We start from the raw sequence: 14095 nt of genomic DNA on the forward strand, positions 1-14095 counted from the left end.
AATTCCGTACCGGAAACAATCCCCACGAATGGGGACACCGGAATCGGTGGGCAAGGGTGGCAGGACCCACAGTGAGCCCGCTGGCCGCCGATCACCTGGGATACGCGGAGTGAGCCACCTATGATCGGCCCCGCCACGAGCCGTGTGGAGTAGACAGCCCGCATTGCGAAACACGTCGACCCTGCAGCCTCACCGGCGACCTCACAGCACCCCGCTCGGCATCGACGAAGGTCGACCCTGCTGACCGGCCCAGGAATGATCCGAGAATCAGCCCACCGAATCCAACACGCTTCGATCCGATCGGGAAGGACCCCATCCTCTGACGCGAAGCCAAGCCGCGAAGTGAAGCCTGGTCACGGCCACACAGTCCAACCGGAGACCTGAGACGTACAAGGAAAGGCGGACCGCAGCGACAACGACGAAACAGTTGAGAATAAGCGGTACCGATAGAGGAGCATGCATGCTCGTCTCCAGTACAAGAAACGCACATGGACCTGGAGACCAGCAAGGATGTCAGAGTGCGCCTGCATGAATCTCTTTCAAACACAGGAGGCGCACACCGGCCGGAGGCCGGCAACTATGTCACAGTGCGCCTCCGTGGATCTCTTTCAAACCCGCCGACCGGGTTCGACGCCCTTTCACGTAAGGCGCACCTGCCGGGTCGGACGGTGGAGGGACCGCCCGTAGAGGCGTCTACCCGTCTGTCAAGGGACAGCGGGAACTGCCCACCGGCGGTCATGAAGACTGCCCGTGGGCGGTTACGAGGGGGTGCCCGGTGGCGGACATGAATCTGCCCGCTGGTCCGCTGCCGGGGGTGGGGTTAGGTCAAGGTGGTGACTCCTTTCCCGGCGAGTGCTTGGGCCAGGCGTACGGAGTCGCCGTTGGTCTGGCAGAGGTGGGCGTGGTGCAGCAGCCGGTCCACGGTTGCCGTCGCCAGTGTTTTGGGCATCAGCTCGTCGAATCCGGAGGGGTGCAGGTTCGACGACACGGCCACCGATTTGCGTTCGTAGGCGGCTTCGACGATCCGGTAGAGTCCCTCGGCGGCATCGGTGCCCACGGGCAACAGGCCCACGTCATCGATGACGATGAGCTCGGCGCGAACTATCTTGGCCACTGCTTTGCCGAGGGTGTCATCGGCACGGTGGGCGCGCACGAGCATGCCGAGGTGTTCGAGACTGAACCAGGCCACCGGCATGCCGGCTTCGATCACTTTTGCCCGAGCGCTTCGAGGAAGAACGTCTTACCGGTGCCGGAGGGCCCACACACGACGAGATTCTCTCGGCGACTGACCCATTCGAGGGTTTGCAGGGCGTGCTGGGTGGGGATCGGGATCGACGACGCCGACTCGTCCCACACGTCAAACGTCTTGCCGGTGGGGAAGTTCGCCGCCTTACGCCGAGAGGCCAGCATGGAGCGGGCGCGGCCGGCGGATTCCTCGGTCAACAGGGCTTTGATGACCTCGGCGGGGTCCCAGCGTTGAGCGCGGGCGGTGGCGAGCACGTCGGCGGCGATCGCGCGGGCGTGTGGTAGCCGGAGTTGTTTCATCAATGCTTCGACCTCGGCCGGCAGCGACGAGGTGACGGGTGCGGTCATCGCTGCTGCTCCTCGTTGTCGGTGTCGTCGGCACTGTTGGCGCCCAACATGTCCAGCTCTTTGTTCCCTGGGCCAGCGAGGTATCTTCCGACGCGTGGTGGCGGGTGGGGTCCATCCCTTTGCTGGCCAGGACCGAGTCGAGGTCACCGGTGGCGAACCGGCCGTGCACCGCGGCATGCCCGAGTGCCCAGTCCACATCGGCGCGGCCGTGCAGGGCCGCCAACTCCACCGCGTGAGCCATCTTCTGATACATCCGTTCAGTACCCACCGCGGCCGCCTCTTTCAACCACAGTCCGGCGCCCTCGCCGATCGCCAGGAACGCATGCTTGCCAGCACTGCGTGTCCGAATCCGGTAGTCGCCCGGCATCTTCGGCTGATGGCCGGGGAAATGACTGTCGTCGATCGCCGGGGTGCCGCGGGTGGCCCGTCCATGGCGGGCCACCTCCACCGGCCCACCGGTATCGAGCGCACACACGACGACCTCACCGGTGCCGGGATGGTGACGCACCCACACCGTCTGCCCCAACAATGTTGCAGGAAAAGAGTATTGGCAATACTCGAAAGTGATCATCGGGGTATTCGCGGGCACCTGGCGAGTCACCCCCAACCCGGCGGTGTGCGGTATCTCGGGGATCGGATGCAACCGGAGTCGTTCCTCGGCGAGCATCTCGACCGGACGCCGGCCGGTCACCCGATGCTCACGGTCGTTGATCTCGCTCATGAACTGCGCACACGCCACCTCAACCTCGGCGAAGGTGTCGTAGGCCTCGAGCAGGTTCGTGGCGGTCGGCACGATATCGGCTTTGGCGAGTTTCACGGCGTTTTCCACACCACCTTTGGAGGCGGGGTCGGCCGGCTCGCAGGTGAGCACGCTGACCCCGTAGAACCGGCCGAAGGTGACCGCGTCACGGTTGCGGACCGGTACTCCGGCCACATGCCCGGTGGTGACGGTTTTCTCGTTGTCGGTCAACACATACGTCGGTGCGCCACCGATGATCCGGAACACGCGGTCCAGGCCGGCAAACACACTCGGCGCGGTCCGGTCGTGCAACGCGATGACCACCCGGAACCGGCACCACGCCAGCCACGCCACCAACAGCACCACCTTGCGGCCATCGACGAGGGGCCCGTCGCCGAAGTCGTACTGCAGCCACAACCCTGGTTCGGTGATCCACGGGCGGTGGACCCGTGTATTGCCCAGTCGCCATTGGGTTTTGACTTCCGCAACCGCACGCCGGGTGGTACGTTCGGTGCCGGTGAAACCCAGCGCGACGAGTTTCTCGTGAGCCTTGTCGGCGCGGATCTTGCCTTTCGATGTGATCACCCATCGCTCGATCTGCGGCAGGTAGTCATCGATCAGCCGGGCCCGGCGCACCGCCGGCGCCAGACCCGCGGCACGGTCAGCGACCGCCCGTTTCACTGTGTGATGGCTGCACCCGCACAAGGACGCCGCAGCCCGATACGACCCCGTCAGGTCGTAGGCATTGAGTATCTCCATGAGTTCTCCGTCAGACTTCAAGGTGGGTCTCTCCCGTGAGCTCGTTCGATTCGACTAGGCATCGACATCGAAACCACGGGAGAGACCCCCACAGCGCAGACGCGCCGGATGGATACGACAGAAGTGGGCAACATCGTGTCCGCCAACGGGCACTTTCCTGACCGCGGGTGGGCAGTCCTTATTGGCCGTCAGCGGGCACTTTCGTGACCGCCCATGGGCAGTTTTTCATGTCCGCCGACATCTGTCAGAGCAGTCGCCAACTCCGCAAGCTCACACCCCACGAAGTCGAGTCGCTGGTCAGCGAGTACCAGGACGGAGCGACCGCTCGTGATCTTGCCACCAAGTACGGCATCCACCGCATGACCGTGACCCGGCATATCCAGCGCAGCGGACACCAGACCAGACCAGTGAGATCATTCGAGGAAGATCAACTCGAACAACTCATCGCCGACTACCATTCAGGTAACTCGGCCAACGCGCTGGGGCGCAAGTACGGTGTCGCGGGCAGCACGGTCGCACGTAGTCTACGCAATGCCGGAGTCGATCTACGACGACGATAGATTATGAACTCAGTAGCCGAGTTCGCTGTAGGTTTTCACATTGCCTCGATTGGGCAGATGGAGAGGTGCCACATTCCGTTGACACCGCTGCCGGACGGGCGTGGCGGTGTCTGCGCTGCGGCGACTTCGCCGTCGGGTCACCGCGGCATCCACGCCATGGCCTTGGAATCGTCGATGTTCCAACCGGTCTGCTCGGCGATCGGGTGCAACAGCGGCAGCTCAGCGTCGAATTTCTGCTGCAGTGTCTGCTGCCTGTGGCGCAATTCGATGACGAACACTCCGGCGAGCACCAGGAACAGGCCACGGAGTGTTCACCTCCGTCACAGACCTCAACACCAAAATCCGCGCGTCCATCGACGGATGGACCTGACTTGGCGCATTTTAGTGTCCACTGCTGATGGCGGTGATGGCGTCTGCGAGGTCGGCGGGTAGGGGGTCGGCGGCGGTGAGGGTATGGCCGGCGGCTTGGATGGTGATGGTGCGGTAGCGGCGGGCGGTGGTGACGAACTTCTTGATCGACCAGCCGGTGCGGGTTTCGATGATTCGGGTGATGGCCAGTGCGGCGAACACGATCGTCAGGTGTGCGCGGATCGAGTCTTCGAGGTGGTGGAAGATCGGGCGGGCGGCCAGATCACTTTTGGACATGCGGAAGCTTTTCTCGATCCGCCACAACTGATGGTAGGAGCCGATCACGAAATCTGGTGTCGGGGAACTGATATTGGTGGCATAGGCTTTCCACCCGGCCAGGGTTCGGGCCCTGGTTTCCAGGGCGCGGTTGACGTGTTTGTCACCGCCTTGCAGGGTGACGAACCGGTTCCGTTTGACCGGGATCTGCCCGGCCACGGCTTTCTCGGCCTTGGCGATCTGCTCGTTGATCCCGCGCAGGCTCCGGCGTGCGCGATCGGCGCTGTAGCGGTAGTAGATCACCCGATGACGCCGGTAACTGGTTTTCGAGGTCGCCGGCTGCGGCTGGGTCAACGTCAACCCGTCTGGCGGGATCGTATCGGGATTGTCTTTGTGCCACTTCATGATCTGGTACGGAATGGTAGGAATCTTCTCACCCAGGATGAACGACAGGTCGGCGTTCTCGATGGCCGCCATGTTGGCCGCCGAGATCATCCCGGCATCGGCGACCACGGTCACATCCACCAGCGAGTGGGCGGTCATGAACGCGGTCAGTGGCGGCATCATCGTCAGCGTCTCGGCTCGGTTGCCCTCGAACGCTTCCATCATCAACGGGAAACCGGCGGCATCGGTGAGCAACCCGACCGTGATCTGTGGTTCCAGCCGACGTTCTTTCGAGAACCCGGGTTCGCGGAACCCGTCGGCGATGTCGGTCTCGAAGTACAACGTCGTCACATCGTACAAGCACAGCGTCGCTGGCCCTATATTCGCGTGAGCAGCACAGGTTTTCGCTAACGCATGTCGCCACGACGGTTCGGCATAGGTGCGCAGGTGACGTTTGACAGTCGCATACGAGGGAGCAGCGACTCCGGCCTCGGACAGGACCCGCAACGAGTCGAGTTTACTGGTCGGCTCGATGATCCGAGCGGTCACGAGATCCCGAAACACACGGTCGGCGTTCGGGATCTTTCCGAAGCCGAGTTCGTCGTAAACCGCGGTCACCGCATCCAGCAGCACCGCCATCCGTGAGCTGGTGATCGGTAAGGGCCCCGCACCATCAGCAGCGAGTACACCGAGGTCGAGCTGCTGCTGGCCCGCGGCCAGACGCTGCGCCGCGACCGCCTTCAACGCTGCGACCTCGGCATCAGTGTGTCCCGACCCGATGTGCTCGATCTGACGCGACCCACCACGATGCGAGTACACGATCTGCACAGCAGTCGCCCCCGACTTGGTCGTCACCGTCCGCACAAACGCCACCCCAGCAGCCTAAAACCCCACCGTTAGTGTCCACTCCACAACCCAACACCGCAGGTCACAGACCCGCGAACACCGGAATCGCGAAAAATGAGCCAAGTCAGGTCACCTCCGTCACAGACCTCAACACCAAAATCCGCGCGTCCATCGACGGATGGAACCCCAGAGCCCGCCCATTCGTCTGGACCGAAACCGCCGAACAGATCCTGGAAAAAGCCAACCGTCCAACAACTTCAAACTCGCGCCATTAGGAGGAGGTGTTTCCCGGGCCCATGCGCGAACCGCAATTGGAGTTACCGCAGTTTTCTACCCAAGTCTGGCTCCCACATTGCCACAATTATGTGGTCGCCGTACCGCGCATTCCACGATTCATATCCATCGTGATTTGGTTCGACAAAGAAGGAGAACCCACTATCGAGTAGAATAGTCAGCTGATATTCCTCGGTGTCGGCCGCCGAAGTAATCGGACTCTCCATCAACGGTAATAGCAATTCAACGCGCGGAGACCCCTCTCGTGGATCAACAACGAATCTTTCGCCCGCGTTAGTGACACAGACCATGGGGTCCTCAAGGGTGAGGAAATTGTGGTTGTTCGTTCTTAGAATAATGGTGTAGCCGCCGTCAATATCGATAACCTTGTCGCCAGCCAGCGGAAGTGGCATGGCTACGCTCATGGTTTCCACCCTTTCGGCAGTGGGAATGACCCGTCGGGCTTGATGGGAATATGTGTCTGGGGGTTGCCAGAGGGTTTACCGTCGAGGTCAATCGGCTGGCCATGCCCATTAAAGATCCGCACATATTTCCAGTTTACGGGACTGATATTGGTGGCATGGCTTTCCATCCGGCCAGGACTCGAGACTTGGTTTCCAGTGCGCGGTCGGCCCTTACACTACTCCCATTAGTCTGCGCTTACAGGAAATGGCGGTAGCGGCAACTGCCAGGAAGTGCGCGTTGGTAGTCGATATGGCCCGTTCACTCTCCCAAAGTTCCAGCGCGCTTGTCGCCATCAGGAACGCGTGTCTGGATCATCGCAACTCAGTACAGGTCCTTCTCAAAGACAGCCCCATTCTTAGAACACACGTCAATGAGTTTCTTGATGTTTTGTCCGGCGAGTTCCCACACTTTCTGACCTCGCTCGCTCCACGTTCGCGGTAGGCTCTCGACTAAACCCATGCCGATTAACGCGCGGATGGTTAGGTCGTTCTTGGAATACGCATAATCGAAAGCTGAAAGCATTTCGGATACACCTGCCGGATCAGTCTCAACGTTCCTGTCGATCCAGGAGGCGGTGTCTGCAAGAATCATGTGAACTGGCGGATCGAGGCCGTCTTCTTCGAACTCTTCCTTTCGATCGAGAAATGCATCATGAATCGGCCTGAACCGGCGGGCCATTTCTTCAACAAATTCTAGCTGCTCGGCGTAATCGTCATTGTCGGTCATCGAGGCGCCCTTGGTATATTTGGCTTGATTCCTAGCTTCTCAGCCCTGTCGAGCAGGGAGTTTGCAACGTCACGGTCATTCTGAGAAAGCGTCTTGTCCGTGTTAAGAATCTTATTTATGGAATTAACCCTTTCCTGAAGCTTAAGTGTATGAGATTTGCCGCCAACTGTCTGTCCTGGATGCTGCTGTTCCCATTCTACTGCATCAAATGTCGTGCCGTCTCCGACCCTATTAGGGTCTTTTGCGCCCCTGTATAGCTCATCGATGTTGTTTTGCAGTTTTCTGTTGCTAACGCGGGGATGGATAGCTGGCGGCTTCTGGGCGGCGTTCTGGTTCCCGCCTTGTGCCGGGTCCGTTGTCGGAGACTGCGTTCCCGACTGCGGGGAATTTGTCCCGGGTGCAGCGTTTTCTCCAGGCTTCTCCGTGGTTGCCGGAGGCGGCGAGGGCGTCTGATTCGTCGGCGGGTTGTTGGGCGTCGCGGGCGAGTTGTTGTTATCGATGTGTAGTTGGTCCCATAGCCATTGCAGCGCGTGGCGGAAGGCTTCGGCGCCGTTGATGGCTTGGGATAGCAGCCACGTCATGATTGCCACGGGTAGGTTCTTGAGCCACTGCATGATCGCGGCGATGAACTCGAAAAACGATTGCAGTAGTCCGGCCATGCTGTTCTGGACTGCTGCCCACCAGCCGAAAATGCCGCCGCTGAAGATGCCACCATCGCCGCGGTCAGGGACCGTCCAGTCGATCGGCTGAACCTGATCAGTGCCGTCCCCGGTGGTGCTGGTGGTGTCACCGCTTGAGCCGCCACCACCCGCACCACTAGCGCCACCGCTCGATGTCGAGCCGCCACCGCCACCGGTTTCGCTGCCGGTGTCTGCTGTGCCACTGCCGCCTTGGCTGTCGGTCCCACCGCCGGTACTTTCTTCCGGCGCGGTGGGTGCTGGAGTGAAAGTGTTCGACGGCGGGTCAGGAGTCGGTGCCGGCGCGGGAGCGGGCGTATCCGATCCTCCGCCGACACAGTCGCCGGGTTCACATCCCGAGTCGCCGCCGGTAGCACCACCACCACCGCTGCCCGATCCGTGCTGCGAGTCGTCGTTGCCGCCGTCTTGCAGGCCGTCGCGGCCGCCAGCAGAGAATCCCGGGTCACCACCCGAATTGGACGCCGCGCCCGACGAGAATCCCGGATCGCCACCCCAGCTACCGCTCGGAGACGCCTTCATCCCCGAATCACTCTTCAACGACGACACCGCCGACTGCCCGGACCCAGCGCCCCCGCTGGCTCCTGCGTCGGTAACAGCCGGATCTCCGACAAGCGGATACAGCGCGTTCGGCGCGGGTTCAACGTGCTGGACCAGGTCACCGTTCTCATCGACGGTGTACCAGGTCTTCTGTGGCCGCCCGGCAGCATCAAACGCCCACGGTTTTGCGATCTGACGCACCGGTTTTCCGGTGGCGTCGTAGACGGTCGCCGACCCGTCCGGATTCACCCCGATATGCCCACCCGGTGGGACGTCTTCATGGAACACGTAGCTTTTCGGGCTGCTCGGATCGTTGATCAACACCAGCTGCGACGGATCCACCGTCGCCCGTTCCGAGCCGCCCCGCCGCAACAACGACCAACTCCGCAGCCCACCAGCGGACGCTGCGCGCCGTACCCGTGGATTCGCCGCGGCGAATGCCGCCGCACCCGCCACGACCCACGCCGCGAGCGGAATCTCCGGCTGCTTCGAGCCGGAATCCAGAGCATGAGGCGGAGTACCTGGTTCAGGGTTCGCCGACTCTGCATCCGGTACCGTCGTCACCGCAGGAGCAGCGGCAGAGGGCACCACCGGTATCTGCCCGGTGGTGTCGCCCGGGGTACCGGTTGCGGCGCTGACGGCCGGACGCCGCCAGTGTTCGGTGTGGTTGGTCCCGACCCGCCGTTCCCAGTGCCTGCTGGTGGTTGTGGGATGGCTTGCCCGGGCACGGTCACGATCGGTGTGCCGTTACCTTCACCCGGACCGGGCCCGATGTTGGAACCGACCTGTGGCCCACCCGATCCCGCACCATTGCCCCCGGTCGTGGGTGCCGGGGCGTTCGTGGTCGGTTGGAAGGTGTTGGTGGGCACCGAGATACACGGCCAGTTCGAGCCGTACTGAGCGCGCATCTGATCACACAACGCATCCGCGTGCGCCGGAGCCGGATCGCTACCGAGTGCGGCCACCGTGACGCCGCCACCGATCGCCAACACCGCAGCAGCCAGCAGCCCGGCGCCGAGACGCCGACGGCGCGGCAGCCGATGACGGCCCCGACGAGGCTTCGACATCACCGACTCTCCGACGGCTGCCGGGCGACGTTGATGGTCTCTGTCAGTCATTTGGCCTTGCCCCACATCAGGGCTCCGAGGATCGCGTCCGCACCGGCCCAGAACCAGCGTCCGGCAATCGACATCACCAGAAAGAACACCAGGAATACCGGGATCACACCCCACCGGTCCGACCACTCCCCAAGATTCGACAGGTTCGCCGCCGCCAGCACCAAGAGCACGCAGCCGACGAGGAACAACACCACCTTCAGCACCGGCAGCCCACCACCGGTGTCGTGAGCGTCGTTCGGCGCAGTAGAGGCGTCACGGTCATCGGGCGAGAGATCACCGCCGCTCGGTGTCGTGGGGAACTCGGTGGTCACGGCATCGGCGTCGAGGCGATGCGCGCCACCCGGAACGGACGAAGTAGGAGCAGTCATGGGAGTCACGATCCTTCAGGAGACGAATCTGGATGCTGTAGTTGACGGGACGTCGTCGAACGCACCGACCGATCACACGTGGCGGCCGGCCAGGCCAATTGGTCAGAGATAGTGGGGTTTGCCGTACACGTTGATCGTGTTGTCGTTCAACGCTGTTGACACACTGACGGTGACGTACGCGCGCAGGGCGACCGGCCCCAGACAGCCGTCGACCTTCACATGCACGCCGTCGACGGTGATGCCGGCTTTCCCGGTCTGCATCTTCTTGCTGCCGAACGGAATATCGGCGATCGTGCCCGGCCGCAACGTCGTGGAGATGTTCGGGGTGACCGTCGCACCGATCACCACCGCCGGCGGATACGAAATGTTCATCTGCGCCGACGGCCCACCCGAGATCCCGACCGTGGCGCCGGAGGTGACGTCGGTGTTGCAGCCGATCTGAAAACCAGCCGCCACCGTCCCAGACTGCACCGGCACCGAACCCGACCCGGCGATCACACCCTCACCCTTCAGACTCAGAAATCCTTCTCTTGTCCACGGTGATCGATTAAGCGGCGGCACTGAGCGCACCTGCTCGTGGGACTTGATCGCCGAGACGACCCACCCGTCATCCGTGCGTTTGGTCGTCTGCTGATCAGCAAACGAACTCGGTGCAGCACCAGATGCACCCGCCCCGATCACAGACGCGGCCACCGCAAGCGCCGCACACACGCCCGTCAGCATTCGACGGCGCGCAGTCGTCCTTGATCGACCCCGCACATGACTGCCATCGCTCACCATGACGCCACCCCTCACACCCATCAGTGCACCGCCATGGATGCGCGATGCCAGATTCTGAACAGTTCGCGAATATGCATCCACGTCTCACAGGATTCGGCAACCTAAAGATCGACATCACTTTAATTGATTTCGCAACCGTGCAGGTAGGGGCGGTGAGCGATAAATTCCGGACCGGAAAGAATCCCCCAAAAACGGGGACCGCGGAAACGCTCCAAGAATAGACATCAAGCTCGCCGAGAAGTGCACACCACACTGGGGCTTGGAGGTGCATGCCGCAAGCACCTCCCGACGCGGACGAGGTCGAAGCTCGACGTCTGCTTCCGTAGCCAAGAGCACCCGTGCACGCCTGCCGCGCTCGCGGACGGGGCGGCGTGCACACCATTCTGGAAGTGGAGCTTCGGATACCTTGGGCTGCGCCGACTCGAGGCCTGGATCGTTGACGGCAACTAACCGCTCTGCCGGTTGTTCATACATCTAGGGGCTTCTGCACGAGGCAGCACTGCGCCCGGCGCTACCTTCAGGGAGGGGTACATCGTGACATCAATGTTCTCGCCTCTTTGAAGTGGACCACACTTGACTCCGAATGGATCGCCAGCCGTGCCGCGCGCCAAAACAACAGCTTGAACTAGTGAATTGAAACCCATCGACCCGAAGCCAGAATGGTGCAATCGGCTCCGGGTCGACAGGGGTAGGAGGTTAGTGCCTATAGTAGCCCGCCCAGGTACCTGCGTTGTACGGCAAGCAGTATGCCTGATGGTACTTGTTGTGCGGCTGCATCGCCCATGTACTGCACTCGACATGGAGTCGGAATATCCGAATGGGACCATATACCGGAACGCGGCCGGGTATTAACGAACTCACAATGCTCGCCGGCTCCGATGGTGTTGAAGCGGTGGCTTCACTTACACCACCAACAATTGCCCCGAAAGATACTCCCAAGGCTAAGGAACCCGCCGCGATTGCGCGTGAAATAGCATGCACGGTTAACTCACTCCTGATCACAGTAGACGAGATGCAAAGGAAGGTGAAGATTCGCCCGAGCAAATCCATAGTAATTCCAGGAGAATCAGGTCGCAACAGATAGACTGACTGATTCGAGATAACGAACCAGATTCTGGTTCTGCGGTTAACACATGGGTTAAGGTACTTCGACAATCCGACCGGTTCGCTGCAACCATCGCCAAGGAGAGAGGATCAAGTATGCGGGGCCTTGCGAGGCAAGAAGGACGCTTTGTTCGTGGCATGTACATCGACGATGCGGCACCTAGAGATCGCTACCCGTTCGACCTGCCGGTTATCGGCAGGCTCGCCGCCTCTGGCGGCATGCAGTGGCCTGCTGGCGTTACATTCCTGGTTGGTGAGAATGGTTCAGGGAAGTCCACTCTGATCGAGGGACTTGCTACCGCGGTTGGACTGAACGCCGAAGGAGGCAGCCAAAACTATCGCTTTGCTACGCGACCCACCGAGTCTGACCTCGGGAAGAACATGACGGTTGTTTGGGGACCTAGCAAACCTCGCAGCAGATTCTTTCTTCGCGGTGAGTCATTCTATAATCTCGCGACGGCCAGTGAGAACCTCGGCGGGTCTCAACTCGAATTATTCGGTGGCGTATCACCGCATCAGCGTTCACACGGTGAGTCATTCTTGGATCTCATGCGAAATCGCTTCTTTCCCGACGGTCTCTACATTATGGACGAACCGGAATCTGCGCTCTCCCCGCGCGGCTGTATGGCAGCCGTGGCGCTTCTGACAGAGCTGGCGTCAGCTCGCTGCCAGATCATAATCGCCACCCATTCGCCAATTCTGCTCAGCGTCCCCGGAGCCACAATTCTTGAAGTAGACGAGGAGGTGAAGCCAGTCTCATATGACGAGGCTATGCCGGTCCGTCTCACCCGTGAGTTCTTGCAGTCACCGGAACGCTTCCTTCGCCATTTGTTGTGAATAAGGAGCATCAAAGCGCGAAAGTCATCGGCGCGAACCGGCGAACGCCGCTAGCCATGTAGCACCGGTGCGAACGTCGATAGCATGATGAATCAAAGGCTCGATCGGCACCAGCGAATGTTCCGACTCTACATACAGCCCATATTCGCCCAAGTCTGACAGTTCCTCCGGGAATTCAATCCACTTGGCGTTTAAGTCATGCGCCAGTCCCTCGCCAAGGTACTGAATAAACTGAAGATAATCAGAGCTTCGCTGGACTGCTGGACTGTCCACCCTTGGAAAAGTAGCCAACAATTCTTCTTCAACACGGCAAAGAGCGTCGTCGCTCCATGCGGCGAGCGCTTGAATACCGAGGGCTGACACGATGCTGCTAACACCTTGCTCGACTCGAAGCTTCCACTCTGGAGGCTCGCTGAGGTTCGGCAGGTCGTCCCACCATGAATCCGAGATCATCGATCATCCTCCTCCGCTCACCACAGACCAGCCTTAATCCACAGACAGAGGCCACAGTCGCAGCTTGCATCCATACGCTGTGCCCGGGCCTACCAGGTTACCTAGGAGCCTGCTGAAACAGTCGTGTGCTGTTTCGGCGTGTAGGTCGTGTGTGGGTCTGGTGGAGGTGCAGGGTGATTTCCTCGACGACTTCACCTATCACGCCGAGACGAACACCCTGACCTGCCGACCAGCACCAAGGGCTACGTCACCTTTGGGGTGGCCTGTCGTGGCTGCCCGATTCGCACACGCGCACCGAACCGAGCAGCACTGAATCTACGCCGCCTGATCACCCTGGGACTGACCCACAACGACCGCCATTTTCAGCAGTCTCCTAGTTGGAACCGTTCGGGCTGCCGATTCCATGGTGAAGCACCGCCTGAAGCAGATCGAACCCGTATCCGGTGCTCGCGAGCAGAGCCATTACGGCCAGGAACGCGAAGCCGAACAACTGGTCGAAAACCTCTACCGCGACATCCAACTCACCACCGAACAACGACAACTCGTCGAACAGCATCTGCACACCGAACTAGCCACCAACCAAGCCGAAGCCGATCACCGCCACCGCGACCTCACCACACAGAAAGACCGGCTCCTCGCCGAACGCACCCGACTCCTGCGCGCCCACTACGCCGACGCCATACCGCTCGATCTACTCAAAACCGAACAAGACCGGATCACCCGACAACTCGCCACCATCGACGAACAGCTGACCGTGACCGTCACCGCCTGCGCGGAGATCGACCACAACCTGCACATCGCGCTCCAGTACGCCGAGAATTGCCACCACGGCTACCTCGCAGCTGAACCACCCATTCGACGGCTCTACAATCAAGCCTTCTTCGAACGCATCGAACTCAGCGAACACGACGCCACCGGCACCCTCAACGACCCCTTTGATGCCATCCACGCCGCCGCAACGACAATCGGCGACGGCGCCGGATCGACCAGGAAGAACGGCGATGAACACCCGAAACGAACCATACCGGTGCGCCAAGACACAGGTTTGAAAGAAACGGTACTGGTGCCCCCGGCAGGATTCGAACCTGCGACCAGCTGATTAGAAGGCAGCTGCTCTATCCCCTGAGCTACGGAGGCGTGCCTCGGCCGTGAGCGGCCGAAAGGCCTGGGAAGTATATCCCGGTCGGATGTGAGGACGGCGACCGTCCCCTCGGCGGTCGCCGTCCTTGCC

12 protein-coding genes, 1 tRNA gene and 2 pseudogenes are annotated in these 14095 nt (G+C 61.2%); 2 read left to right on the forward strand and 13 right to left on the reverse strand.

The features are described 5' to 3' along the window. Positions 1-820: 820 nt before the first annotated feature. Together istB and istA are read right to left on the reverse strand one after the other, a co-directional pair. A pseudogene (gene istB / locus J6U32_RS13595) lies at positions 821-1593 on the reverse strand (IS21-like element helper ATPase IstB). Positions 1594-1645: 52 nt separating this feature from the next. After that, positions 1646-3112: pseudogene (gene istA, locus J6U32_RS13600) on the reverse strand (IS21 family transposase); the annotation flags it as partial. A 206-nt stretch (positions 3113-3318) separates the two neighbouring features. On the opposite strand from istA, the gene J6U32_RS13605 reads away from it, so the two are divergent. Further along, positions 3319-3651: a hypothetical protein gene (locus J6U32_RS13605; RefSeq protein ID WP_208790825.1), complete on the forward strand. Its 333-nt coding sequence runs from the start codon at positions 3319-3321 to the stop codon at positions 3649-3651. Between the two features lie 137 nt (positions 3652-3788). Here J6U32_RS13605 and J6U32_RS13610 read toward each other — a convergent pair whose 3' ends face one another. The 7 genes from J6U32_RS13610 to J6U32_RS13640 form a co-directional block, all read right to left on the reverse strand. Then, positions 3789-3941 (reverse strand): hypothetical protein, encoded by a 153-nt coding sequence (locus J6U32_RS13610; protein ID WP_244331946.1) that lies wholly within the window; start codon positions 3939-3941, stop codon positions 3789-3791. 91 nt (positions 3942-4032) lie between these two features. Further along, positions 4033-5532 (reverse strand): IS1634 family transposase, encoded by a 1500-nt coding sequence (locus J6U32_RS13615; RefSeq protein WP_425324130.1) that lies wholly within the window; start codon positions 5530-5532, stop codon positions 4033-4035. 290 nt (positions 5533-5822) lie between these two features. Then, entirely contained in the window at positions 5823-6203 is a 381-nt protein-coding gene (locus J6U32_RS13620) for a DUF6188 family protein (RefSeq protein WP_208790826.1), read from the reverse strand. Between the two features lie 361 nt (positions 6204-6564). Further along, positions 6565-6969, reverse strand: a complete 405-nt coding sequence (locus J6U32_RS13625) for a hypothetical protein (protein ID WP_208790827.1) — start codon at positions 6967-6969, stop codon at positions 6565-6567. Continuing rightward, positions 6966-8546: a hypothetical protein gene (locus tag J6U32_RS13630; RefSeq protein ID WP_208790828.1), complete on the reverse strand. Its 1581-nt coding sequence runs from the start codon at positions 8544-8546 to the stop codon at positions 6966-6968. The genes J6U32_RS13625 and J6U32_RS13630 overlap by 4 nt, the downstream gene beginning before the upstream one ends. A 772-nt stretch (positions 8547-9318) precedes the next feature. Beyond that, on the reverse strand, positions 9319-9690 hold the full coding sequence (locus J6U32_RS27415) for a hypothetical protein (protein WP_244331948.1): 372 nt from the start codon (positions 9688-9690) through the stop codon (positions 9319-9321). Between the two features lie 102 nt (positions 9691-9792). Further along, positions 9793-10260, reverse strand: coding sequence for an MspA family porin (locus tag J6U32_RS13640; protein ID WP_348273376.1), 468 nt, complete (start codon positions 10258-10260; stop codon positions 9793-9795). 1452 nt (positions 10261-11712) lie between these two features. On the opposite strand from J6U32_RS13640, the gene J6U32_RS13645 reads away from it, so the two are divergent. Continuing rightward, a complete protein-coding gene (locus tag J6U32_RS13645) occupies positions 11713-12411 on the forward strand; it encodes an ABC transporter ATP-binding protein (protein WP_244331949.1) in 699 nt (232 codons plus the stop codon). A 24-nt stretch (positions 12412-12435) separates the two neighbouring features. On the opposite strand, the gene J6U32_RS13650 is transcribed toward J6U32_RS13645, so the two are convergent. The 4 genes from J6U32_RS13650 to J6U32_RS13665 form a co-directional block, all read right to left on the reverse strand. Then, positions 12436-12864, reverse strand: a complete 429-nt coding sequence (locus tag J6U32_RS13650; protein WP_208790831.1) for a hypothetical protein — start codon at positions 12862-12864, stop codon at positions 12436-12438. A 373-nt stretch (positions 12865-13237) separates the two neighbouring features. Then, positions 13238-13420, reverse strand: a complete 183-nt coding sequence (locus J6U32_RS13655; protein ID WP_208790832.1) for a hypothetical protein — start codon at positions 13418-13420, stop codon at positions 13238-13240. Positions 13421-13555: 135 nt separating this feature from the next. Beyond that, the gene (locus J6U32_RS13660) at positions 13556-13873 is read right to left on the reverse strand and encodes a hypothetical protein (protein WP_208790833.1); all 318 of its coding nucleotides are present in this window, start codon (positions 13871-13873) and stop codon (positions 13556-13558) included. 52 nt (positions 13874-13925) lie between these two features. Next, positions 13926-14001, reverse strand: a tRNA-Arg gene (locus tag J6U32_RS13665). Positions 14002-14095: the final 94 nt, after the last annotated feature.

Origin of the sequence: Gordonia polyisoprenivorans, from assembly GCF_017654315.1 — a bacterium.
Classification (GTDB): Bacteria; Actinomycetota; Actinomycetes; order Mycobacteriales; family Mycobacteriaceae; genus Gordonia; species Gordonia polyisoprenivorans_A.

Bases quoted from the DNA above. Each gene is read 5' to 3' on its own strand.
- J6U32_RS13605 (WP_208790825.1), top strand. From the start codon at position 3,319: ATGTCCGCCGACATCTGTCAGAGCAGTCGCCAACTCCGCAAGCTCACA.
- J6U32_RS13650 (WP_208790831.1), bottom strand. From the start codon at position 12,864: ATGATCTCGGATTCATGGTGGGACGACCTGCCGAACCTCAGCGAGCCT.
- J6U32_RS13625 (WP_208790827.1), bottom strand. From the start codon at position 6,969: ATGACCGACAATGACGATTACGCCGAGCAGCTAGAATTTGTTGAAGAA.
- J6U32_RS13655 (WP_208790832.1), bottom strand. From the start codon at position 13,420: ATGCTGTTCGACGAGTTGTCGTTGTTCGGTGGTGAGTTGGATGTCGCG.
- J6U32_RS13620 (WP_208790826.1), bottom strand. From the start codon at position 6,203: ATGAGCGTAGCCATGCCACTTCCGCTGGCTGGCGACAAGGTTATCGAT.
- J6U32_RS13645 (WP_244331949.1), top strand. From the start codon at position 11,713: ATGTACATCGACGATGCGGCACCTAGAGATCGCTACCCGTTCGACCTG.
- J6U32_RS27415 (WP_244331948.1), bottom strand. From the start codon at position 9,690: ATGACTGCTCCTACTTCGTCCGTTCCGGGTGGCGCGCATCGCCTCGAC.